We start from the raw sequence: 23895 nt of genomic DNA on the forward strand, positions 1-23895 counted from the left end.
TAATTGGAGGAATCAATTTTTCATATTTCTGGATGGTGTCTGGCACCAAGGAATCTTTGAAGTAAGTGATTTTGGAGATTTAATGAAGTTAACTTAATCGTCCTTTAATCTGGGCAATTTCTCTTTCCTGCCTCGCAGTTTTCTCCCAAATAAAGTCTTGATCCGTCTCGATTTTCGTAAAGCGCTCTAGTATCTCTTTATGCCGTTCTTCTGCCTTTTTCTCTAGTTCTTGAAGCTTTTCTTGAATATTTATTTGGTCTTGTTTCATTTCTTGTAGGTCTTGTTTCATTCCTTGCTGTTCTTGCTTCATTTCTCGTAGTTCTTGTTTCATTCCTTGCTGTTCTGACTTCATTCCTTGTAGTTCTTGTTTCATTCCTTGCTGTTCTTGCTTCATTTCTCGTAGTTCTTGTTTCATTTCTTGCTGTTCTTGCTTCATTTCTCGTAGTTCTTGTTTCATTTCTTGCTGTTCTTGCTTCGTTTCTATTTGTTCAGTGTGAATGTTACCTACCATCTTAATTAACTGTGATAACATACTTTCGATTTTTTCTTCATTCATGGCTCTCTCACCTCCTACCTGATATTATAAATTAACGCTACTAAAAATCCACCATATTTTTAAAGTAACTTTGATAATTTCGGTAGTTTCTTTTACTAAAGTTCGAATAATCTTGATCCACACTCATGTACAACACACTTGATAAACAAGAAAATCCGAGACGACATAGCACGTGGCAGCCAATACAATACTCATTCTAAAAAACCCCGCAATTCCCACAGTGCATAGCCCTATCAAATGTTAACCACTCTCTTTTTCATTAACAATAGAAGCTAATCACTCCCTAAATACACCCTAAGTATTTTGAGATGAAGTAGCTGAAATAAAAGTAAAAAAGGGTAAGTAACCGCAGATAACCAATAGTTCCAACCGTTGTGATAAAAATACCCTGAGGCAATGGATAGATATTCAAAAATTAGGCTGAATACAGTCCAACCCAATAGATACAGTAGCTGTTTCCCAATCGGTTGACGAAAAGGAAAAAGGTTCATAAATAGAACACCTGAAGTAGGAAAAATGAACAAAATTGGCAAAAAGCCAGCGAAATCTACCCCAGTTTTAAAATAACCATAAAAATCATATTTAAGATCTAACGTGATATCAGTAGAAAAACCTAACACAATAGAAAACAGGGCAATTGCGTATAACTCATGCCTAGGTAACTTCTTTGAAGCGAATAAAGCCACTATGATAAAAACGACAATAGAAAAAAGTAAGAAAACCATACAGTGTTCCTTCCTCGGTATATGAATTCATACTAGACATTGTTGCCCTAGGTACAATGAACTAAACAATAGAAACGTTTATGGAGGAGTTCGATAAAAAAAGCTGGTTGGACTAAACACCCCAATCCCACCAAAAAATAGTGAAATTTTCAGTTCCATCTTAAGTCACCTATACCAATAAATTGGATAATTATGTTAGTCTAGTAGTATCGATGTTTGTTGAGGACACTATCCTAACTTATAACCACAGATACTAACTAATAAGAAAGGGATTTTTGAATGATTCGAATAAAACGTGAAACAAGCTATCCTGATAGACTCAGAGATTATAAAGTAATCGTAGATGAGAAAGAGGTTGGCTCTTTGGGATCAGGAGGTACACTTGAAACCTCAATAAGTCCAGGTTTCCATACCCTCTATCTAAAAATTGATTGGTGCACTAGTAACAAAATTGAATTTGAAGTCCAAGAGGAAGAAACATTGGAATTTACATGCGGAGGATTAAGCGGCCTTAAATTCCTCGCAGTATGGTGGTTTATCACCTTTGGGCGTCATCGGTATTTATGGATTAAGCAAATCACTACTTAGGGGTTATTAAAAAACCAGGGTCGGTCCCCCAGTGAAGTAAACTCTACTTCGTTGAGGAACCGACCCTCTATTCTATCTTTCACTTCCCCCCGTGTAAAATACTCCCCGATAGCAGGACACCCCCAAATTCCTTTTCCATGTCCCAAAACGAAATCATACTCTTTCCTAACAAGCACGAAGTCTAGCAAATATATTTGATAGTTCAATAAGCTCATCCCTCCTGCTGTAGGTAGAAGGGAACATCCTTAAAAGACTGTTACGGGTACCCAAACAAATATTCAGGAAATATATTGGACGAGCGCAACTAGTGTTATCTTTGAATTTAGCACATAGTGAATTTAGAATAGTAAACACCAGGACGAACTTGGTGTATCTCGAAGGTTATCAAGCAAGGCAAAACAGGAACCGTCCCCATCTTTTTAAAAAAGTATTTTGTGTCCATCCCCCTCTTGACACCTCAAGTGTATTAACCATATAATACACCTATAACAAGTGTATGAACTACTTAATACACACACTTCAGTGGTATCGAAAGGATAGGAGTTGTATCCATGAATGTGAATTTTAATAATCGTGATCCGGTTTATTTGCAGATTGTCCGTTATTTTAAGGAGAAGATTGCCATTGGTGAATTAGAGCCTGGACAGGAAATCCCGTCAAGACGGGAGCTGGCAAATAGAATGAAAGTGAATCCGAACACAGCGCAACGAGCGTACAAGGAAATGGAGGAACAAGGTTTGATTTATACAGAGAAGAATCACCCAAGTAAAATCACGACAGATAACAAGATATTAGGTCAGGTGAGAACCGAGCTATTAGTCGAAGCCGTTGATCAGTTTGTGACATCTGTTCGTTCCATTAATGTTCCAGTCGAGGAGCTGCTTGACTTGGTAAAGGAAAAGTACACAGAAAACAGTGAGAAGGAGGTTTAAACATGATTGAAGTAAAAGGGGTTGAAAAGAGATACGGCCTGAAGAAAATTTTAAAAGGCGTTTCTTTTACGGCGAATAAGGGTGAAATCACTTGTTTAATAGGAATAAATGGCGTCGGGAAAACAACGATTTTAAAGGCAATCATGGCACTTACCCCCTTTCAGAAAGGACAGATTTTAATCGACGGGAAACCGATTGATAAACATTCATTTGAGAAAATCACCTTTATCCCGGATAGCCTGACGATGCTTCCAAACATGACAATAAATGAGGCCATGGAGTTTATGAAAGACTTTTATACTTGCTGGAATCAGAAGCGTGCCAACGAGTTGCTCGGTTTCTTTCGATTAGACCCAAGCAATCGAATCTCTTCGCTATCAAAAGGAAATACCGCAAAGGTGAATCTTTTACTAGGTTTAGCACTTGATGTTGATTATGTCTTAATGGACGAACCGTTCTCGGGAATTGATCTGTTCAGCCGAGAGGAAATTGCCAATGTGTTTACCAGCCATTTGATCGAGAATCGCGGCGTGATCATCACGACACATGAAATCGGAGATATTGAACATTTGCTTGATAAGGTTGTTCTCCTAGATGACGGCTTGGTAACAAAGGAATTTAGTGCAGAAGAGGCACGTGAAAAGGAAGGAAAGTCTGTCATTGACGTGATGAGAGAGGTGTATCAAAAATGAAAAATTACTTGCAACTCGTTAATTTTGAATTTAACCGGATTGCGAAGCTCTTTACGGTTCTACTAGGCATCACATTTGTTGCCCAAATGATCGGCGTGGTTGTGCAATCAAGAAGTTATCTGAACATGGCGAATGAAAAAATGTATAAAGAAATGATGCCACAGGCGGAGTTTCTTGAAAATTTCGGTCAAATGAGCTTTTTACAAATCGCAAGAAGCTCCTGGTTCTTCGGCCCCATCGCGTTGTGTATCGCCGGGGTTGCGTTTTATATCTTTTTTATTTGGTATCGTGATTGGATTGGGAAAAACACATTTATTTACCGACTATTAATGCTCCCTACATCAAGGTTGAATATTTTCTTTGCAAAGATTACAACGATTCTTATCATGACATTTGGTTTTGTCGCCGTTCAACTCATAATCATCCCAATTGAGATGTTGGTTATGAAAGCTATGGTTCCGGATGAATTCAGATTGGATATGGGTGTGGTGGAAGTTCTAACGACGATGCCTGAATTAACGCTCATTTATCCAAGTAGCATCATGCAATTTATCTTCCATTATGGTTTAGGATTGTTGGCTGTCTCTATTCTCTTCACCGGGATCTTATTTGAAAGAAGTTTCAAGTGGAAAGGAATATTTGCGGGCCTTCTATATGGTGGCATCGCTGTGATTGTGTTGATTTTGCCACTACTTTTACACGAGTTCGTTCTAAATAGTTATTTTTATCCAATTGAATTATTTGTCCTTGAAATCGTCATGGGTTTGATTGTATTCGCGGCATCTATTTGGGTGAGTGGATTCTTATTAAAGAATAAGGTCACCGTATAAGGAGTGGTTAAAATGAGAAAATACTGGAAGTTTATGAGCATCCTTGTTGTGATTATCCTTAGTATTGGGACTTTCTATGTAAAATCTGTTACGTCAGAAGCAAATCATCCAGAGTTTGTGATTGACACACAAAGCGGTGATGCAAAAGAGATCGAACCATTGAAGTTAGTGGGTTATTATTCAGATACTTCCTCGATGGATTATACAAGTACGGATGTAAAAATCAGTTCGGAAGGTTCTACATATGAGCGTCGTAGTTTTCTCGACCAGATCATCGGAGAGCCGCCGGCAGTGATTAAGGAATATCAGGAAAAGTATCGTTCATTTATGCGTGGCAAAGGGTTAAACGTAAACTCCTTTTTTGAGAACAATCAGTTTCTGGCCTACGCAGATGTTGATTATAAAACTGATTCGTTCCATTCGCATGATTTTAAATTTCCTATCTCGATTTTAAACAAAGAAGATGCTAGCGTGCAGTCATTTACGGTCGATATTCCAGATAGTGAAAATATGGACTATGCTTATATGGAAGATTTACAAATAATTGAGGACGAGTTATACATCATCACGAATAACATGATTCGAAATCCTGAAGGCTCGTTTGATGAAAAACATGTCTATACCATCGATTTAGCTAATCAGACATTAAGCAATGATGACACCTTTTCCCAGGTTCCAGAAGGGCAAGAAGGGAACCACATCGTAGCACAAGTCATTCGAACAAGTCCGACAGAAGCAAATGACCACATGATTCTTCTACAAAAGGAAATAAAAGTGATTCATGACCCTGAATCGTACCGAGAAGAAGTGGTGAAACAAGAGGTCATTTCCTACAATTTAGCAACAAAAGAGAAAGAAAGCATCTCTGTGTCAGACTTGCCATTCAATAGCGAGCTTAGCTTCTTTGATGGCTCTACCATTTATTTTATTGGAATAGAGGGACAAGAAATCTTCGTCACTCCGTATCATTTAGCAGACGGCCAAGCTGGTGAAGAGTATAGGCTCCAACTATCAGGTGAAGATGGACATGGGTCTGCTCCAATGACAACGATAAAGGACGGGAAACTCTATCTATCTGGCCAGCAATTAACTCCAAAATTAAACATTAATGCTGCAGATGTCATCGTTGCAGATGTGGAAACCGGAGACATCCTTTTTAAAGGACAAATCACTTTAGACGATCCTAAGGCAAAGAACCAATACGAATTATACCTGCATGAAATGCTTGTGGAATAGAAGTGGATAAAGGTTCCAACCGCCCTTAGGAAAATGGAGGGACCGTTCCCTTGTTTTGAGCGGAGAGAGAATGGTTCTTTCCTTCTAGCAAACGAGGATAAAAGGAGCTGTTAAACCATGCCGGTTATAGAAGAGGCTGTGGTGAACACAAACTCAGATCAAGCCATATTGGACCAAGGAATGAATGAACAAAAAGTGAATGAGCTCTATAAAGAATATCAAAAGAAAATGTATGGCCTCGCATTTTCTTTTGTAAAAGATCGCTATTTGGCGGAAGACCTTTCCCATGAAATCCTCGTCAAATGCTATCTATCTCGCAAAAAATTTAATGGCGATTGTTCTCTGTATTCGTGGATGTATCGAATCGCGGTCAATCATTGTATTGATTTTTTACGAAAGAGATCCCGTCAACGAGATTTCCTTCATGAAGATTTCGAGCAGTCTCATATTGCTGTGGTCCGCACACCTGAAACTGAGGTTTTAAACATTTGCGAGAAGGAAGAACTCAGAAACAAATTAAGCCTACTCCCTTCGATGTATGAGGAAGTCCTTACTCTCTACTACTTTAAGGGCCAATCGTTAAAAGAAATCGAAACCCATTTAAAATTAAATCTCTCGACAATTAAAACAAGGCTTTCTCGGGCAAAGAAGATGTTGAGAGAGATGTATTAGCAAAAACAGGTGACAGGCACCCTCCAATTATCTGGAAGGTGTCTGTCACCTGTTAAATTATATGTATTTGTGCGGGACATAACCTACCCCTCCATCCCGCGCCTACAAACCTACTCCCTCACCAACTCATAGGTATTAAACTCGCCCTCAGGCGCGGTATTAAAATAACTGGTTCCATTCATGTCATATCGCACGGCATAGGTAATCCCCCCACCACCATCACGAATGCCTTTGATTTGGACGGATCCAGTTGACGGCACCATGAGTTCCTTTGGTTGATGCTGAATCATAAATGACTCCGAACTGGGCGTACCATCAACCAAAACTTGTACATAGTCGCCATCCTCTGCCGCATAATCCCATACCCAAATTTTCGTCTCATCCGCATCAGAGGAATGAGTAATCGTATAATCCTGTGCCCCAAGGTTTTCATCCTCTTGAAGGAGTACGACACCGGCAGATATGCCTGTTGACACCTGATTTTCAAGGGCATTTTTTGCCGACTCAGATGTATCCACTGTTGCCGTATTCGTAAAGAACATCGCCACCACTCCAATGGCGATCGCAAGATACCCTAACCGCTTCATCCCTTTTAATTGTTTCCCGTGGAATCCTCGTCCCTTATCATTAGGTACTCCATCCTGCTCTTTCCCTTGTTCGAGAATCTGTCCAGCCTTTCCCTGCTGGACTTCATCATATCCCAACTCATCATCAGCCTGATTTTCCTCATTAGCATTCATTTGTGCAGCATGCTTTGATTTTTCTTTCGCACGTTTGATCCGTTCTCGCAAATCCTTTTGATTCTGCCTCATGCTTCCTCACCTTCTTCAAGAACAGGATTCCGATGAAAATAGAAACTCATCCCTAGCCGTCCAAGGACAACAAAAACAACCATTAAGATAAAAAATAATGTTTGCCTCGTATCACTTACCGTCTGATAACCAACATTCAGGATGGAGATGCCAATATTTAAAATAATCATGCCAACAAAAAATATCTTCACAAAAGGATACAACCACGGAAAAACACCGTAGATTCTCCGAAGAGGTGAAATCAGTAATGAAAGTCCAATCACAAAGCCACTTAGCCCAATCATCGAAAGAGCTGTATCCGGCCCTGCAAACCCAGAAGTTCGAATGGCACTAACATACGAAAAAAACATCAATGGGGTAAAAATGAGAATAAGCAGGACCAAGCTCATTGGAAAGAGTAAATATATAAACGCCAACGTACTCCCTAGTATTTTTCGCATCACCTTACACCTCTTCAATATCTTCCGCATGAATCGCTGTGAGTATTTCCTCCGTTAAGCGCTTCTCCATACTCAAACGACTTGCCTGGTTATTCAATGATTTCTCATATAAATTGCGTACATAACGACCATTTCCGAAATGATCCACCGAGCTTACACGTTGGAATATCCCCATTAGCTTGTCCTTTGCCTCTTCTGTTAGGACAAAGCCCTTTTCTTCATAAAACTTCTCCGCGATCTCCATTAATTCATTCGAAGAATAATCCGGGAAATCAATGATATGAGGAAATCTTGAACGTAAGCCAGGATTCAAGTTTAAAAAGTGCTCCATATCCTCAGGATAGCCAGCTAAAATGACGACCAGCCGATCACGATGATCATCCATTAGTTTGACAAGGGTATCGATGGCTTCCTTGCCAAAGTCATTCTGGCCACCTTGTGCAAGTGCATAGGCTTCATCGATGAAAAGGACCCCATCCATCGCTTTCATCATCACTTCTTTTGTCTTCATTGCCGTTTGCCCAACATAGCCAGCCACCAAATCGGAGCGATCGGTTTCCACCAATGTATTCGTTTGGATCACACCAAGATTATATAAAACATGGGCCACAATTCTTGCCATCATGGTCTTGCCCGTACCAGGGTTTCCTCGGAAAATCATGTGCATCGTCTGTGTTTCGTCCACTTTCAAGCCAAAGTTTTTCCGCTCTTGTTCCAAACGTAATCGAGCTTGCAGACTACGGATATACTCCTTCACTTCATCCAGACCGATGATGCTAGCTAACTCTGTTTCTAAATCAAAATTCTTCAAGATTTTTTCTGTTGGCTTGATATCCGTCGGTAAAATCACATTCAATCCTTCCACTCGCACATCATTCATGGCAATCCGTACCGATTGATTTCGGGTCACTTCTTCAATGAAATTTCGAACCATCCGACCATTGCCAGATTCACCAATCGTTCTCCGGTGTTTCTTTGTTATTTCCGCTAATAAAACAGACTCTGCTTCATGAGCAAGGATAAACCCTTTATAAGAAATTTGGATTTTAGCAATTTCAAATAATTCATTTGGTGAGTAATCTGGAAAATGAATGCGATGAGGGAAACGCGATTCAAGTCCAGTATTCACCTGTAAAAAATCATCCATTTCCTTTTCATATCCAGCTAAAATGACCACAATATCCTCACGAAAATCTTCCATCAGCTTCACCAAAGTATTGATTGCTTCCATTCCATAGCTTCCACCACTTGTCGCAAGTGCGTAGGCTTCGTCAATAAACAACACCCCACCGAGGGCAGAACGAAAGACTTCCTCGGTTTTCTTCGCTGTATGTCCTGCATATTGCCCAGTCAAGCCCCCGCTATCCACTTCAACCAAGTGTCCGGATTTTAATAGCTCCATTTCCTTAAACATAGTTGCGACAATTCTTGCAATCGTTGTTTTCCCCGTTCCAGGATTCCCGCTAAAAATCATATGCAAAGTTTGCGATGTATCCACCTTAAATCCTGCATTTCGCCGCTTTTCCTGGGCGATTAAAAAATGATATTGGTTACGAACAAAATCTTTCACATGCTCCAGTCCAATAATCGGTGCAAGATTGGCTTCCAAATCAAAGGTAGTACTTTCATCAAATTTAAAATCTTCATACGTCAATTCATTCATGTCTGCATCCTGCTCATGAATCAGCCGCTGAGATTGATTTAAAATCGCCGCCTCAATGGTATTTCGCACAAGCCTGCCGTTACCACTGTCGTTTTTCCCTTTAATTTGGCTCTTGTCATAAAATTGAATTAATGGTTTCTGACAAGATTCTGCGATGGTATACCCTTTTTGTTTCGCAATCATTCCCGTTATTTCCCACATCTCTTCTGAAGTATAGTCTGGGAAATGGATGAAATTAGGAAAACGCGATTTTAAGCCTGGATTTGCTTTTAGAAACGTCTCCATTTCCTTGCTATACCCTGCAAGAATGACCACCAAGTCATCACGGTAATCTTCCATTCCTTTGACAAGCGTATCAATGGCTTCCACACCAAATGTGTCATGTTCATTTCGGTAAAGAGCGTAAGCTTCATCAATAAACAAGACCCCACCGAGAGCGGATTTAATCACATCATTTGTAAGTCTAGCTGTTTGTCCAACATATTCCCCAACCAAATCAGCACGACTCACTTCCCTTAACTGACCGGTGGATAACACACCAATCGCTTTTAAATATTTCGCAACAATACGAGCAATCGTCGTTTTCCCTGTACCGGGATTCCCGGTAAACACCATATGCATGGCAATCCCCGCATTTTTCATCCCTCGGCTTTGCCGAAGCTTTTGGACCTTAACATGATCTTCCAATTGCAAGACGTAGTCCTTCACTTGTTTTAATCCGATAATCCGGTCCAGTTCTTTCTTAATCTGCTCGATTCCTGTTTGGTTTGTATCACGGACATATTGATGTAATGGGATGATTTCCTGATGAATCTGTGCCATAATCCTGCCATCGGTTATCATTAAATGGACCGGAACAGGATCATTTTGCGGATTTCTCAACTTATATTCCGCCAATGGTTTAAAAATCTCTTGTTCCACAACAAGTCCTAAACCAGATATACCGGTTGAACCTGAAAATTTCCCTGCAATATAGGAAATCACCCCACCCGACCATTCAAGCCTCATCAATAGTTGGCTTCTCGCTTTTTCTTGCAATTGTATGAGGGCTCGTTCTGCCAACTGCTTGATTTCTTCATCGGTATACCGCTCCATATGAACTAGGTCATCCATCGCCCCAATCATTTTCGAACCAGTTACATCTTGTAAGCTTTGCTCCGACTTCTCATAAAGAAAAACAAGGTATTTTCCATTCGCATAGATTTCACTGATTGATTGTTGGAGCAATGCTCCAGTTGCCTCAACCAATTTATTTTTATCCATAATATAACGCGCTGGAAGTGCATAACTTCCAGATATGGTTAGTTGCCCGATTGCATCTAGCACTCTCGATGGTGCTTTATCGATGTTTTCAAATAAGACGACATCTGTTTTCGCATATAAACATTTATATAAGTCCGATAAAAATAATTGAAATTCAGAGTCTGTTGCATAAGAGGATAGATCCATCATCGAGACCGTCTCGTGCTTCACTAAATTTTGTTGTTTGAGCAACTCAGCCATTAGGACAATACTTTGCCGTCTGCCAGACCCAGGGTGACCAAAAAGAACGAGTGTATTTTTCGGTTTGTTTTTTGACATGCCCGTAACAAATGGTCGTTTAAATGCAAGGCAAAGTTCATCCAAATAACGCTTCTGCCCGATCATTTTTCTCCCCAATTCACTTCGAATCCATTTAAAGTCTCCTTCTAATCTTTCACCCTGAGGTGCTGGCTGTTTTTCTTCTCTACTATCCTGAGGAACGGTTGATTGATAGCGAACAGCTGGATTCTCTTCTGACCTGGTTGGCCTTGGGATTGATTTCGTCCCTTGATTATGTCTTACAGGCTGAGTTGGCCTACTTGCTGTTTTCGCAGTTACTCCTTCTTTATTGATCCAACCATGCCTTTTTATGCTGCGAATGACTTGCCACTCTGGGAATAAAAACTTAAGGATTTCTTTTATATTCCAATTGATTCTCATTGTATGGACCACCTACCATTCCGTCATTCGTTCCACTGGTCGAAAGCCTTTTGTCTTTAAATGGTCGATATGATGCTGAAAATTTCCCATCGCGTCAGAAGGGTCAAGTCTGGCGAAGTTTAGTTTATCCAAAATATCCCGATTGAATGAAATCGAGAGAAGAACTTGGTTTCCCATATGACCAGTTGCTGTATTTAATGCATATTCGGTCACATGAATCAAACACCTCTCCACTGGTAAGGAAGCAAACAAATGACGTGCTGCCCAAATCGCATAACCTGATACATAATCCTTCTTTATCTCATGATAGTTAGTTGCCCCCATTTTTCGTCTCGATACTTTTCCTGTTTTCGTTAAAGTAAGTTGTTCAGTTGGAATTTCATCCCCATTGATTTGAAACTCCATCTCTACACGATGTGCATCGTGTATATGGAATTGATAGGGTAAATCCGCAAACTCGCTGCTTTCTGCAACGACTTTTTTGTAAGCTTCCGGCTGACCACTTAAAACGGCATCTGCCAAGCTTTTTAATTCCTGCCACTCCCGGTAATCCTTTTCATCCTGTTGTTTGGCTTGTTCAATGGCGGAAGCGAACCGTTCTCTTTTACGTTCCGCTAATTTCGGGATGATTCGTTCGATTAAGTTGGGCGCATAAGCTTCGTAGTGATGGATCGCTTTTTGCTGCAATGGCCCGATTTCCCCTGAGGTAAATGGTGCTGGCATGTTTTGGATTTCCTCCCAAAGGATTGGCTCTGGGGAAATTTTATGTAAAGATGTGATTGTTTGAATATAGTGTTCATGTTCTTCCACGAGAGCTTGATTCTCTGCCAGATGATTAGCGGAAGAGGAAGAAGCGGCGCTTTGAACTTTTTTCTTTTTCTTCCCAGTAGATGTTTCTACATAGGATAGCCCTGTTCCAGGAATTCCAACTGACTTTGTTCGTCTACCAGATGAATGGATAGAATAACGCATCCCTCTTGTGCCAAAACTAACCCCCATTCCCTTTTTACCAAAATTCAGACGAACACCCTTTGCTATTTTGACACTCTTTCTAAACCGAAACGCCATTGGTTCCCACCTCTTGCTCAGATATAAATTCTCTTGGTCATAAAAAAAAGCAGTAGCTCCTATATGTATAGGGTTACTGCTTTTTATGTAAATGATTCAGAAATTAGACAATGACACAGGGACGGTTCCCAGGTCCCATTCAAGTAAAAGGAGAGATGGAGTGTGGCTTTACGCATTTTTTATGCTTACTACTTTCAATATAAATGATTCACTGTGGCCGATGACTTAAATATCATGGCATTGGTAGCATTTATAATTTTTTTGTAGGCTGGATAGTGATGAGAAATATGTGTTTATGCGGGACAGACGAACCGTCCCCATGTTTCTTCAGTGTTGAACTCCCCTAATTTCCTTGCCCCAAAGGTGCCAAGCATCTGCCACACCCTAGATATTACCTGACATTCCCTCACTAAATCGCTATTACTTCGGATTGTATTCAATTGCTCCTGCATATTTACCTACTAGAGGGTTATCCTCCGAATTAGCCGCTGGATAATAATACAATGTATTAAAGAATAAGTCAGTATTGAGTTCTCCAGAAAAACCAGCAACATGATGATTTCCTACAAATATGTATTCTTCATTATTTAAAACCCGTCCAAGAGACATGTCCCCATATAATTTATAATGCAGAACTAGAGCATCTTTATTGTCATAAATTTCTACAGAAATTTTGTTCCCTTTTTTCTTAACTAAATCATTCACGATGTAGTTCATTTTATCCTTAAATTTTGTGTTTTCTACATTAACAGGATCAATTAGTACATAGTAAGATAAAGCCCCATCATATCTCTTTTCAACTTCGTATATAATCTTGTAGTTGTATTCCGAGGTTGCTCCTTCTCTTAATCTTTCCCCTTTCGAATTTTCTACTTTTTCTTGTTCTACCGAATCTGTTTTGATCGTTTTTTCTTCACTCATAACGGAGGGAACTGGTTGTTCTTTATTAATACTTAGTCCAACATATACCCCTAAAACAGCCACAATAATTAAAATCACTGGATTTAATTTCATTTCCTCTACACTTCCTCTTTACAACAATCAATTTGGTAAATCTGTTACACAATGAAACCCTATCTCACTAAATTATAAAAATTCAGAACTATAGATACCTTCTTTACAATTTACACAATATCCTCTTCCGTTTGTTAATGGAACAGGACAACCACATTCACAATATTTTAACTCTGTTCTATTTGTTTCTAAAGGTATAAATCTATTACCGCAATACTTACATTTCGTTAAGTAGTTATTGTTTTCTTTATTACAGTTAGTACATTTCAATTCTTATCCTCTTCTCTATAATTTAGTTCTTTCTTTTTACAAATGCCCTTAATATTCATTATCAATTCTTCTGTTTGTTCATCAAATATAGCGATTAGTCCCAACACAAAAAGACCACCTTAACAATTTTCTAATTCAACTCTTCTGGGAGAGTTAGGACCGTATCTATCTTTCTACCAATTATAGTATAATACTTACATGAAATATTTGGAAAGAGGGTTTGTTTATGTATGAATTATATATTTTGCTTCTAACATTAATTCCCATTACCATTCTAACTTTCATTCTTTTAAAAAAGAAAAACCAGAGCAATGTTTTTACAAGTATCATAGAAGTTGAGCAAGAGGACATGAAAATGGAAGATACTCAAAAAAAGGAAGAACTATATGTTTTCGATTCTCCATTTTCAGTTCAACAAATAGACTCCTCAATTTTAGAATCAAAAAAAGGAATTGAATCAAATGAAAAATTAAAGGAACATTCCAATGATTTATTACGTATAGTCAAGTCATATACTCCACATTTAAACAAAGGTAAAGAAGTATATGAAGTAGTATTCTCAGAATCCTTGCAAGAGGAATTAAAAAAAGGAACTGCTAGAATTATGGATTCAATCAAAAAGGATGGGTACAAGCGTGCAATGGCAGTAAATGAAAGAGGAACAGTTATTGAACATGCAAACCTAAAGATGCAAAAATATAATCCTACACAATTAAAAGCCCTTGCATTGAATACACTTACGGTTGTAGTATCACAAGAACATTTGCAGGAAATCCGAAGAGGATTAGAAAAAATCCAAGTTTCTCTAGATCGGTTAATAGCAATGAGAAAAAATGAATACTATGGAGATGCAAAAGGATCTTATGATTACCTAAAAAGAGCATATACAATCTATCAAAATAATGAGGTTAGCGATAAAGTAATAATCCAATTAGAGAGTATTTATCGTGAAAATATATCATCTATATACTCAATATTAAAGGATTTAGAAGATGTTACTGTTCAAGTATCAGATCTTAAGAAGAAAGTATGGATGTGGCAAACAAAAGAACAATTAACCAATTTAAATAAGATAGTTACAGAATACAATGATTATGAAAACTTACTTAACCTATTTATTATGAATGTAACTGCGTGTATAAAGTTAATGGAACTTTATGGTGATTCTCAAGCAGTTATCGATCATTCAATAGAAAACACTAATGAGTTAATCAAGTTGTTTGAGAAAAATAGAAAGAACTTTTTAATTGAATTAGATTCCTACTCATCAGAATTCAACACAATATTTACTACTGAGAATTATTTAATTGAAAAACAGAGAAGCATTAAGAAAGAAATTAAAAAGATAAATAACATATCAAACGATTATATAAAAAAGAGTTTACCTGAGGCACCCGGAACACTATACCTTGCTGTTGAGGATAATGAAGTAGTTTCTGTTTACAGAGCATAAAGAGGTTTATTAATCTCTTTATGCTCCCTTTTCCAATATATATCTATCTTTATGTTATAGTTTTGAAAACTTTTTGCTAATTAATTTTGAACACTTTTATGTCAAAATTTCCCCCACCATGCCTTACTTAGGGGGCCCTAGTACATAAACGCTTAAACCCAACACGGTCAGTCATCATCCAACTCTCACCACACCCTCATAAAATACCCCGCAACAACCGGAATACTCCCAAACTCCTTCCTCATCTCCCGAAACGTAATCACCCCATTCCCTCTCGCAAGCTCAAAATCTAGCGGATACTCATGACAATTCAATGGGGCGTGCCGAAAGGTTTCGGTAAAGAATTCGATGGCCTCTTGGTCACTATAAGCATAGATAAAAACAAACTCCTTCGCATTTCGTTTCAGTGAGTAGATACCTAGCTTCCGAATCCCTAGTAGATTGTTTTGAATCATCTCCGCTACCTTCTGATGATCGGCTTGATGAAAGTCAATCTGATCAATGTGGTCATCCATGGAAATTTTCCGCTCTGCTAGTAGATGGCAGAGATAATGGGCCAAGGAGGATTGTTCTAAATGAAACGCCTCTAGATAAAGTTCTTCCACAAGCATAAAAGCACACCCTCAAGTTAAAATTGATCAGTCATTCTCTTCGTACGAAAAAGGTTATGCAAGCTTTAAACTTTGGTCCCTATGGTCCTCAATCTTTCCTGTATGCTCGTTGTAATTCACCTTAATGAAACCCACCGCCCCATTTCGATTTTTCGAGACAATGATTTCAAGGGAATGATCTTCAGTATCCTTGTCATAATACTTTTCACGATACAAGAATAAAATCACATCCGCATCCTGCTCCACGCTGCCCGATTCCCGAATATCGGACATCATCGGCCGTTTATTGGCTCTAGACTCTACCGAGCGATTCAGCTGCGCCAAACAAACGACAGGGCAATTAAACTCCTTCGCCATATTTTTCAGAGATTTAGAGATTTCTGTTACCTGCAAATGCATATTCCCACCATAAAATTGACCTGAATGAATCAGGGTTAAATAATCAATAAAAAGTATCGGTTTCTTCGCTGGAAATTGATGCATCAGCTTTCTCGTCTTTGCTCTCATTTCAGCTACACTTTGGCCAGCTCCATCAAAGATTTGAATATGAGTTTCGGCGAGATTGGCAATCACATCCGACCAGCGATTCTTTTGATCAGGACTCAGCATCCTTTTCGGATCCCGCATTTTTGCCCGGTTGAAGCCCCCTGTCGAAGCGATTAAACGGGAGGTGATTAGTTTTTTAGGCATTTCCAAGGAAAACACGAGTGGTAGGTACCCTGCCCAACCCGCCATTTTCGCAAAATGCAGCATCACATCGGTTTTACCCATTGAAGGTCTTGCCGCTAAAATCGTCACTTCCCCGTCCTGAAAGCCTCCTATGACTTCATCGAGCTGATTGATGCCCGTTGTCGCACTTTTCAAGGCTGCTTGGTCTTCCCAAGGTGCCTCGTAGACATCTGCCAATTCTTGTTGGATGGACGCGTGATCCTCCATTTTCCCTTGGTTGATTTTATCCAACTCAGCTATGACCTTGGCAATCTCCCAATCATTCATCGCCGCTACCGTCAAGATATTCCGCTTTTCCCGCTCCTTCCACAGATCGAGAATGAGCTTCTCCGTTTGATCAAATTTCTCAACATCCGCAAACGACAACAGCTCGGAAAGGTACGACATTCCCCCGAATGACTTGAGGTCAGGTAAGGTGGTTAAGTGAAGTAAATCAATATGTTTGCCAGCTTGGGTAAATTCCATCATTCGTCGCATTAACTCTTTATGCCGGGTACTTTCTAGCTGTTCAGGTTGTATCACCGTATCTTTGAGTAAGTACTCCGCTTTCATCAAGCTCCCTAAAAACGTCTTTTCAGCAATACTCATGATTATTCCCCCGCAGTAGGGTCAAAGATAAATTCACCAGGAATTGCTCTTCCGGTAGGAATCGACTGCGTTGACGTCCTAGATTGCTGCACTGGCTTTTGGTTCTCCTGATAAAAATCAATTTCATCAACCGACAGCAACGATTCATTTTCCCAGTTTTTCAGAATCCCAACCACATAGTTCAACCTTCGCTTGTTGTTGGCACAAGCAATCTCCATCGCTTTTAAAATCACTGCTTTTGCCTGTAAAAATTTTGAATCATCTAACCAAGCTAACAGCTGCTGTTTGCCGTTCATGTTTGATAACCCAAATCCATTCTGGTCCCAAAACTCAATAATTTCTTGAACGTCAGCACTCTTTTCATCAACCTGATTGAAATCCACCTTATCTGGATTCTTCTCTTTATTTGGATTAAAGACTTGTTGTTGTTTTTCTTTTTCATTTTCTTTTTCATTTTCTTTTTCTTTTTCTTTTTCTTTTTCTTTTTCTTTTTGCCCACGTATCGTAGGACGACACGTTGACGTATCGTTATCCCCTTCTAAAAGGTCGCCCTCTTCGCTTTCTTGACCTCGATCATCCTTGCTGTCAATGCATTCTCCTTGTTTATAAAAAGATTCATAAAGGTTTCTAAATTCCTGCTTATGGATCGCCTCCGCAACATATTGGATCAACGAAAGATCTTGCACCTTTTTTAATTCGGAAAGAATACAATCCATAACCGGTTTCCCGCCCTTATGAAAATTATCTTCCCCCCAGTTTTTAATCGCGAGTTCTCTCGTTTCCGGATTGTAACGAATCAACTTATGGTGATGAATGAATCGATCCATTAGCGAACCAATACTCTCTATCGAATATCCCATATCAAAGGCGATTTGTTTTTTATTAATTTTATAGACTCCAATTTGAGTCGTATGGGGATTCGTAAGCAAATACAGATAAAAATATTTGTCCTCTGGAGTCATCACCTCAGATAAAACCGGATTCATCCAAAACTCAGTTTGTACCATACGATATTTTGCCATCACGAACCACTATCCTTTCCATTATGAAAATTGCTTTCAATGTTGATATAGGGGTTAATGGGTGATAGCGGACAGGGTGGGTTTTATGAAGTTGTGGAGGTTTTGTGACTATCGCAGGATTGTTAACAGCTTACTTCTGAAATTTTTTGTCCCTCATAAAGATTCCACAGACCAATAATAGATTCATTAAATGCAAAAACCGCACGAGTACAAAATTTTTTATAGTTTATAATAGTCAAATAAAACTCTTATATAATACTAAGTGGCAATTAAATATGATGGTTTTAATGTAGGATAATATAAACTTTGATATAATTAATTTGAAAATTTAGAACATGTAAATGGAGGGCTTTGTTTGAGGTTGAAAAAATTTAGTGTAATAAATTATAAGGTGTTTAATGAAAAATTTAGTATTGATTTTTCAAAAGAGGACATTGTTATTTTAACAGGAAGGAATAACACTGGTAAATCGACGTTCCTAGAGGCAATCAATCAGTTTTATCTCCCTACTACTGCTAAAGGGAAAATTCAAATTGAATGTTATTCGAATCAAGATGAAACAAAGATTATTGAATTAGAAGCTGAATTCATTATTAATGAAGAGACTGGTGAAACTATAACCATCAAAAAGAAGTACTCAAATGATAATGGGAAATACTATGACGAAGAGGATGTAGAAATTAAGGCCCGACATAGATTAAAGGAAACACTTGATAGAATATTAGAAAATAGTCCTTACTACATAACCCCTTATATGACTACTGAAGAAATTGATAAACAAGTACAAGAAATCTACTCACAAATTATTACTACTGAACTAAACAGATTGGAGGTTGAAGATGTTGAAGGTGAGGAATTAGAACAAATTAAAAAGGATTATGCGGAACTCAAAAGTTCCATACCCAAATTATTAAGGAAAATTAAAAAGAAAACCGATACTTCTCTAGAAAATGTCAGCCAAAATGTATCAAAAAATTTACAAAGTGTTTTTTCAAATGAATATTTACGCGTTTCTGTACAAGGCGGAGAAAGTAATGGATTCTCTATTTCAGATATTGTAAAGTCTACAGATTCCGGAGTATTAATTGGGAACAAACAGAACAGTGATATGCCCCTTTCTACCCAGGGTACTGGAATACAAAGAATGAGCCTAATTTATATAATTCAAAACTTAATTGAACAAGGTCTGCTAGGGACAAATGAACATAAAATGCTCCTTATTGATGAACCAGAGGCTTTCTTACATCCGGAAGCGGTTAGGGCATTAAGTAGATCATTATATTCAATTGGGGATAGAATGCCATTAATAATTTCTACTCATTCACCAATTCTAATTGACCTTTCTGAAAATCATACTACTATTCAGGTATTAAGAATTGGAAAATCAAAAGCAATTGAGTTATACCAATCGTCAAGTTCTCAATTTGATGGAAATGATGTAAATAATATGAAATTATTGAATTATGTAGATTCATATATAAATGAGTTCTTTTTTGCTGAACAAATAATAATAGTAGAAGGTGACACAGAGTATATTGCACTTAAACAGTATATTAAAAACCAGAACCTTAATATTCATGTTATTAGAGCAAGAGGAAAAGCAACCATCTGTTCCTTAATGAAAATTTTAAACCAATTTAAAACCCCATATTTTATATTACATGATATTGATAATCATGAACGGTTTATAAATTCCACATTAAAAGCACAGCTAACTAATTGCAATAATATATATAAATTGAAGTCAAGTTCAACTAGAATATTTGGATCAGTACCTAACTTTGAACGCGCAATTGGACTAAATGACGTTCCTAATAGCAAGAAAACAGAAACAATCCATAATATAGTTAACGGTATAAACAAAGATTTATATGATGAAGCTAGAAAAAAGATTAAAAATCTATTTGATTATATTTTCAATGAAGAAATTGGAGTAGAATTGGATGGTGCTTTTGTAGAAATATTGTCTCCCTTAGATTACGAAGATTTATTTGAACCTTTACTTAGTAGAGAGAAAAAGGTTATTAAGAGGAAGAGAACAGCTAAATTATAGGATAGGTGGATAAAAGCAATTCTACATAAAAACCATGGGGCTACTAAAGTAGCCCTAATTTTTCCAGTGATCAAAATAATTTACTACAATGCCAACAGGCTATTAGTCTACTCCCTACTACTAACTTTTTTTACAATCCCAACCACCTTGCTTTTAGGAATAGTTGGATCATGTTGGACCACAAATGCTTTTGAAAATTTATTCAGATACGTTTCTTCATGTGATTTTGGTGTCAGGATAATGAGTTTTCGTTTCAACTCCTGCACGTATAAATCAAACACTTTTGCTTTGCGGTTTTCATCCAAAGCACTGTCAAATTCATCGAGGACAATGAAACCTGGTGAAGTCTGTAAGTTTTGCAGCAATGCAAGGGCAAAAAGCAAGGAACTTAATGATTCCTCCCCGCCTGAGACTCCTTTCCCCACTTTTCCGCCACGAGCTTTTATACTAACATCCTCCATCGCACCTCGATGACCTTCCTTACGGGCTTTAATATATAAATGAAAATGGGTCCTTTTCTTACGGTCCTCATAGGACTCCCAGCTAATCTCTCCCTCAAATTGGAATTGACTCATGTATGACTTAAAACGCTGTTGGAGTTCCAGAACACGCATATTGATTGTGGTTTCTAACTGATCCTTTAAGTTTTCCATTCTTTCTTTATCTTGTTCCAGAAGGATATTGGTTCTTTTATATTCACTTTCTAAGCGTTCATATTCCTGCTTAACTGTTTGATAATTTTCTTGTGCAGCTGGATCGATATCCGGTTCTGTTCGAGCATGGTCAAAAGTCACTTTTCCATTTTCACGGTTGTTCTTTATCTGAACAACTGATGGGATCCTCTCTAAGATAACATTAGCTGCAACTTCCGAATAAAGCTCAGCAACTATTGTTTTTAATTCCGATAGCTCCTCAATTACATTTACGAGTTCCAACTTCGCAGAATCCATTTCATCAATCTTGTTGCTCTTTTGATTTTCTATTCTATTCATGCTCTGGTTGGCCCCTTCTATTGCGTCAACCATGTTACTAACTTGCCGATCCGTTGTAGAAATCGTTCGTTTTAACTCATCGATATTGTCTTCAAGAAGTTCAATATTCCGTTTTTCAGACTTAAAACGATGTTTTTCATTATCCAATTGTTTTTGTAGTCGGTTACGTTCTTCGTACTTGTCTTTCATTTTGCCAAGCTCTTCATAGATGGATGCTTCTTCCTTTAACACACGCTCAAGGTTTTCGTGTTCTATTTGCAGACGTACTAATTTGTCTTTTACTTTTTCTAATTCTTTAACTTCTTCTTCCATTTTTGCTTTAGCAGCTATTTCTTCCGCTAATTTCTTTTTTCGTTGTATCCTTTCTTGCTCACATACCATAAACGCCTCAGATTCACGAACTTGATGAATGATGCTATTCAACTCTTGAGTGGACTTTGTTTCTGCTGCAATTGCGTCTTTTACATCGGAAAGCTTAATCGTATAATCCTCTATCAGCTTCTTTACTTCTTGCATACGGATTCTTAAGGCTTTTACACTTAAGATGTAACGATTTTTTTCTTGGGAACCACGTATTCCCATTGGGTCAATTATTAACCCGTTTTTTATCGAGATAGACTTGTCCTTAAAAAATTGTTCGATCCACCATAGTGCTTTTATTGCACAAGGAAGAACTTCTTCACTAATTCCATCCTTAACCCTAATTTGAAGCAAAGGCAGTTCCGTAATCATCCTGTCGGGAATAATATTTTTCAACGGAACATGATATAAATCATTTGGAGCAGCTGCTTGTTTTCCATCATAAAAAATTGTGTATTTAATCGAATTATATAGATGTTCATCTTTTATTTTTGCGCCTTCATTTAATTCAATTAACTCACGAAGGGCGAATGCTTTTATTTGTTGGGATTGAAAATATTTCATGGATTCAATTTGTCGAGCGGAGAGGTCACGATCTTCATTTAGCAAACTTAATTCAATATTAAAATCATTCAGCTTTTGCGTATAATCAAACTCCAATTCTCTATTTCTAACTGTCTTTGCATTCAATGAATCAATAGTCTGTTGCACGGCATGACTACTTTGATATTGTCTCAGCCTTTCAAGATGACTCTTCTCAGCTTGTCTATCAATCTCTACTTGGTGGGAAATTTTTGCTATTCGTTCTACCGCTTCACCTACAGCATCTTTTTTAGAATTCAAATGATCATTATTCTGGGCAAATTCAAAATTGGTTTTCTTTTGTACTTCCGTTAGCTTGTCCAAAGCTAAGTTTACTTCTTTTTCTGTTCGTGTCACCTTATTTTTTCTTTCTGTGATGGTCTCTAGTTCTTGATCCAGCACGTCCAATCTTGATTGAATTTGATTGATGCTATCGCTTATTACCGCTAACTTTTTAGAGTCTGACTCAATCTGAACTTCCATTTTATCTCGTTTAGTTTTATAGGTTTCAATTTCGAGAACAGATTTTTCCATTAACGATTTTCTTATTACTAAATCATCTTTTGCATCTAGTAGATCTCCCTCTAACTGTTCGACTAATTCTCCAAGCCTCTCAATTTCTTTTTTATAGGACACCTCTAGTTGAAGTAATGATCCAATGTATAATTTTCCGCCTTCAGTCAGTCTCTTTTGATTAGCTAAAAAGCGGTCTAATGCGTTCTTTTTTAACGAAAGCTCAGCTTTCATGAATTTCACATTGCTTTCGGCTGATTTCAGCGTTTCCTCTGTCTCCTTTACCTTTTCCATGCTTTCTTCCCAATCACGCTGGACTTTGTCAATTCCGTGCATCTGACTAAAAATACGAAAGCGTTCTTCAGGGTTCATGACCGCAAATTGGTTTACCTCTTGCTGGTACCAAATTAAATAAAATAAATCAGGATCTACTTTGTATTTATATTGAAGGTCCTTCTTATAAGCTGTAAAATTATAAAACCTGTCTCCAGAGGTGTATCGAATGGAATGATCCCAATTATTGATTATATCGCCACTAGATATACTAAACTCTTTTTTTATCGGTTGTCCCGGTTCTTGAATAATTCTAAGGGAGAATTCAACAAAAGATGGTGCATCGATTTTCATAACACCTTCATTACAAAAAAGCAATGTCATCTTTGCTTTCCAGGTCTCATCTGGGGGCAAATTTCGGGATTTTAGCCCCTCCACGTCTACTTTAGAGGAGTACAACACGGCCCCCATACAAAAGGTGATCGTCGATTTTCCCGCACCGTTTGGACCTGTAATCATAACATGGTCTTTTTCACCAGATAAGTCTATCAACGTTGGAGGATAGTCACGAACACCTGAAAAAGTCAATCTCCACGGAATCATTCGGTTTCTCCTTTCTTATACAGATTGTATCTTTTGAAAAACCTGAGTACTTCTTCCTTGCTTAGTTGGTTTGATTGGCTAAACTCCGTTGTACGCCGCAAAAACGAATCTGAAAAAACATGAACACCTATGGCTGTTAGCTGATATGCCTTCTCTTGAGAGCTGGTATCATATTCTTCAATTGCACCAATTTTTTTCAGTGGATCAATATTCAACAAAATTCGCTGATTGGCTTTAGTCGTTTCATGCCCAAAGGCATCAAGTAGTTGGTCGAATAACGTGAACTCATGCTGGAGTACCTCTTGCTGATAGAACATATATAAAAGAATCGAAAGACTTTCTTTTGTTAGTGTATTTCTAGCTGCTCTTGCTGGCACCCTCATCATCACAATCACCTGGTCACGTCGGTCATCAAAAATAACCTTCATGTAACGACTAACCGCCTGATTTACCCTAATTAGGAACGAGAAGAATTTTTCATCTTCTCCCTGAATGTGCAACAATTTTTCTACTTCTTTACGTGATAGTCCAAAATTTCCAGAACGGATGGAAGCTGATGATGAAAATAAGATGTTCATAAACGCTAATTCTTCCGCTTCTGTTAACATCCCTTTCAAAGATTGCATCACATGAAGTGGATTCACATTTATATCCTC

General features: G+C 38.0%; 20 protein-coding genes. 8 read left to right on the forward strand and 12 right to left on the reverse strand.

All coding sequences use genetic code 11. The features are described from left to right. Positions 1–88: 88 nt before the first annotated feature. Both BMX30_RS08800 and BMX30_RS08805 read right to left on the reverse strand, forming a co-directional pair. Positions 89–556: a hypothetical protein gene (locus tag BMX30_RS08800; RefSeq protein ID WP_090743852.1), complete on the reverse strand. Its 468-nt coding sequence runs from the start codon at positions 554–556 to the stop codon at positions 89–91. Between the two features lie 272 nt (positions 557–828). Further along, entirely contained in the window at positions 829–1281 is a 453-nt protein-coding gene (locus tag BMX30_RS08805) for a CBO0543 family protein (protein WP_090743855.1), read from the reverse strand. A gap of 279 nt (positions 1282–1560) precedes the next feature. On the opposite strand from BMX30_RS08805, the gene BMX30_RS08810 reads away from it, so the two are divergent. The 6 genes from BMX30_RS08810 (at position 1561) to BMX30_RS08840 (ending at position 6231) form a co-directional block, all read left to right on the forward strand. Then, on the forward strand, positions 1561–1869 hold the full coding sequence (locus tag BMX30_RS08810; RefSeq protein WP_090743857.1) for a hypothetical protein: 309 nt from the start codon (positions 1561–1563) through the stop codon (positions 1867–1869). Between the two features lie 551 nt (positions 1870–2420). Further along, complete coding sequence (locus tag BMX30_RS08820; protein WP_090743862.1) at positions 2421–2801, forward strand: GntR family transcriptional regulator; 381 nt, start codon at positions 2421–2423, stop codon at positions 2799–2801. Positions 2802–2803: 2 nt separating this feature from the next. Further along, positions 2804–3493 carry an ATP-binding cassette domain-containing protein gene (locus BMX30_RS08825; RefSeq protein WP_090743865.1) on the forward strand — a complete coding sequence of 230 codons (690 nt, stop codon included), beginning with the start codon at positions 2804–2806 and terminating at the stop codon, positions 3491–3493. Further along, positions 3490–4323, forward strand: a complete 834-nt coding sequence (locus BMX30_RS08830) for a hypothetical protein (RefSeq protein WP_090743867.1) — start codon at positions 3490–3492, stop codon at positions 4321–4323. The genes BMX30_RS08825 and BMX30_RS08830 overlap by 4 nt, the downstream gene beginning before the upstream one ends. Before the next feature lie 12 nt (positions 4324–4335). After that, positions 4336–5559, forward strand: coding sequence for a hypothetical protein (locus BMX30_RS08835; protein WP_090743870.1), 1224 nt, complete (start codon positions 4336–4338; stop codon positions 5557–5559). Positions 5560–5676: 117 nt separating this feature from the next. Then, complete coding sequence (locus BMX30_RS08840) at positions 5677–6231, forward strand: RNA polymerase sigma factor (protein ID WP_090743873.1); 555 nt, start codon at positions 5677–5679, stop codon at positions 6229–6231. 110 nt (positions 6232–6341) lie between these two features. On the opposite strand, the gene BMX30_RS08845 is transcribed toward BMX30_RS08840, so the two are convergent. The 5 genes from BMX30_RS08845 to BMX30_RS08865 all read right to left on the reverse strand — a co-directional run bounded on the left by BMX30_RS08845 (position 6342) and on the right by BMX30_RS08865 (position 13190). Further along, entirely contained in the window at positions 6342–7043 is a 702-nt protein-coding gene (locus BMX30_RS08845; RefSeq protein ID WP_090743876.1) for a hypothetical protein, read from the reverse strand. Next, positions 7040–7483 carry a hypothetical protein gene (locus BMX30_RS08850; RefSeq protein WP_090743879.1) on the reverse strand — a complete coding sequence of 148 codons (444 nt, stop codon included), beginning with the start codon at positions 7481–7483 and terminating at the stop codon, positions 7040–7042. Before BMX30_RS08850 ends, BMX30_RS08845 begins: the two co-directional genes overlap by 4 nt. Positions 7484–7487: 4 nt before the next feature. Continuing rightward, positions 7488–11108 carry an AAA family ATPase gene (locus BMX30_RS08855; RefSeq protein WP_090743882.1) on the reverse strand — a complete coding sequence of 1207 codons (3621 nt, stop codon included), beginning with the start codon at positions 11106–11108 and terminating at the stop codon, positions 7488–7490. A gap of 12 nt (positions 11109–11120) precedes the next feature. Continuing rightward, a complete protein-coding gene (locus BMX30_RS08860; RefSeq protein ID WP_090743886.1) occupies positions 11121–12176 on the reverse strand; it encodes a DUF4236 domain-containing protein in 1056 nt (351 codons plus the stop codon). A 420-nt stretch (positions 12177–12596) separates the two neighbouring features. Further along, a complete protein-coding gene (locus BMX30_RS08865; protein ID WP_090743889.1) occupies positions 12597–13190 on the reverse strand; it encodes a hypothetical protein in 594 nt (197 codons plus the stop codon). A gap of 496 nt (positions 13191–13686) precedes the next feature. Here BMX30_RS08865 and BMX30_RS08870 point away from each other — a divergent pair, with 496 nt between their 5' ends. Further along, the gene (locus BMX30_RS08870; RefSeq protein ID WP_090743892.1) at positions 13687–14913 is read left to right on the forward strand and encodes a hypothetical protein; all 1227 of its coding nucleotides are present in this window, start codon (positions 13687–13689) and stop codon (positions 14911–14913) included. Between the two features lie 185 nt (positions 14914–15098). Here BMX30_RS08870 and BMX30_RS08875 read toward each other — a convergent pair whose 3' ends face one another. From BMX30_RS08875 to BMX30_RS08885, 3 genes are read right to left on the reverse strand one after another with little or no spacing between them, the layout of a single operon-like run. Beyond that, positions 15099–15524 (reverse strand): hypothetical protein, encoded by a 426-nt coding sequence (locus BMX30_RS08875; protein WP_090743895.1) that lies wholly within the window; start codon positions 15522–15524, stop codon positions 15099–15101. Between the two features lie 54 nt (positions 15525–15578). Then, positions 15579–16841, reverse strand: coding sequence for a replicative DNA helicase (locus tag BMX30_RS08880; RefSeq protein WP_090743897.1), 1263 nt, complete (start codon positions 16839–16841; stop codon positions 15579–15581). A gap of 2 nt (positions 16842–16843) precedes the next feature. Continuing rightward, entirely contained in the window at positions 16844–17863 is a 1020-nt protein-coding gene (locus tag BMX30_RS08885; RefSeq protein ID WP_244532541.1) for a DnaD domain-containing protein, read from the reverse strand. Between the two features lie 355 nt (positions 17864–18218). Here BMX30_RS08885 and BMX30_RS08890 point away from each other — a divergent pair, with 355 nt between their 5' ends. Continuing rightward, positions 18219–19916: an ATP-dependent nuclease gene (locus tag BMX30_RS08890; protein ID WP_090743899.1), complete on the forward strand. Its 1698-nt coding sequence runs from the start codon at positions 18219–18221 to the stop codon at positions 19914–19916. Between the two features lie 107 nt (positions 19917–20023). On the opposite strand, the gene BMX30_RS08895 is transcribed toward BMX30_RS08890, so the two are convergent. Both BMX30_RS08895 and BMX30_RS08900 read right to left on the reverse strand, forming a co-directional pair. Next, on the reverse strand, positions 20024–23239 hold the full coding sequence (locus BMX30_RS08895; RefSeq protein WP_090743902.1) for a coiled-coil domain-containing protein: 3216 nt from the start codon (positions 23237–23239) through the stop codon (positions 20024–20026). Then, positions 23236–23865 carry a hypothetical protein gene (locus BMX30_RS08900; protein WP_090744264.1) on the reverse strand — a complete coding sequence of 210 codons (630 nt, stop codon included), beginning with the start codon at positions 23863–23865 and terminating at the stop codon, positions 23236–23238. Before BMX30_RS08900 ends, BMX30_RS08895 begins: the two co-directional genes overlap by 4 nt. Positions 23866–23895: the final 30 nt, after the last annotated feature.

This window comes from Mesobacillus persicus (genome assembly GCF_900109925.1).
Lineage (GTDB): Bacteria > Bacillota > Bacilli > Bacillales > Cytobacillaceae > Mesobacillus_B > Mesobacillus_B persicus.

Bases quoted from the DNA above. Each gene is read 5' to 3' on its own strand.
- BMX30_RS08835 (WP_090743870.1), top strand. From the start codon at position 4,336: ATGAGAAAATACTGGAAGTTTATGAGCATCCTTGTTGTGATTATCCTT.
- BMX30_RS08840 (WP_090743873.1), top strand. From the start codon at position 5,677: ATGCCGGTTATAGAAGAGGCTGTGGTGAACACAAACTCAGATCAAGCC.
- BMX30_RS08865 (WP_090743889.1), bottom strand. From the start codon at position 13,190: ATGAAATTAAATCCAGTGATTTTAATTATTGTGGCTGTTTTAGGGGTA.
- BMX30_RS08860 (WP_090743886.1), bottom strand. From the start codon at position 12,176: ATGGCGTTTCGGTTTAGAAAGAGTGTCAAAATAGCAAAGGGTGTTCGT.
- BMX30_RS08855 (WP_090743882.1), bottom strand. From the start codon at position 11,108: ATGAGAATCAATTGGAATATAAAAGAAATCCTTAAGTTTTTATTCCCA.
- BMX30_RS08805 (WP_090743855.1), bottom strand. From the start codon at position 1,281: ATGGTTTTCTTACTTTTTTCTATTGTCGTTTTTATCATAGTGGCTTTA.
- BMX30_RS08825 (WP_090743865.1), top strand. From the start codon at position 2,804: ATGATTGAAGTAAAAGGGGTTGAAAAGAGATACGGCCTGAAGAAAATT.
- BMX30_RS08800 (WP_090743852.1), bottom strand. From the start codon at position 556: ATGAATGAAGAAAAAATCGAAAGTATGTTATCACAGTTAATTAAGATG.
- BMX30_RS08820 (WP_090743862.1), top strand. From the start codon at position 2,421: ATGAATGTGAATTTTAATAATCGTGATCCGGTTTATTTGCAGATTGTC.
- BMX30_RS08885 (WP_244532541.1), bottom strand. From the start codon at position 17,863: ATGGCAAAATATCGTATGGTACAAACTGAGTTTTGGATGAATCCGGTT.
- BMX30_RS08895 (WP_090743902.1), bottom strand. From the start codon at position 23,239: ATGATTCCGTGGAGATTGACTTTTTCAGGTGTTCGTGACTATCCTCCA.
- BMX30_RS08900 (WP_090744264.1), bottom strand. From the start codon at position 23,865: ATGCAATCTTTGAAAGGGATGTTAACAGAAGCGGAAGAATTAGCGTTT.
- BMX30_RS08830 (WP_090743867.1), top strand. From the start codon at position 3,490: ATGAAAAATTACTTGCAACTCGTTAATTTTGAATTTAACCGGATTGCG.
- BMX30_RS08850 (WP_090743879.1), bottom strand. From the start codon at position 7,483: ATGCGAAAAATACTAGGGAGTACGTTGGCGTTTATATATTTACTCTTT.
- BMX30_RS08875 (WP_090743895.1), bottom strand. From the start codon at position 15,524: ATGCTTGTGGAAGAACTTTATCTAGAGGCGTTTCATTTAGAACAATCC.
- BMX30_RS08880 (WP_090743897.1), bottom strand. From the start codon at position 16,841: ATGAGTATTGCTGAAAAGACGTTTTTAGGGAGCTTGATGAAAGCGGAG.
- BMX30_RS08870 (WP_090743892.1), top strand. From the start codon at position 13,687: ATGTATGAATTATATATTTTGCTTCTAACATTAATTCCCATTACCATT.
- BMX30_RS08810 (WP_090743857.1), top strand. From the start codon at position 1,561: ATGATTCGAATAAAACGTGAAACAAGCTATCCTGATAGACTCAGAGAT.
- BMX30_RS08845 (WP_090743876.1), bottom strand. From the start codon at position 7,043: ATGAGGCAGAATCAAAAGGATTTGCGAGAACGGATCAAACGTGCGAAA.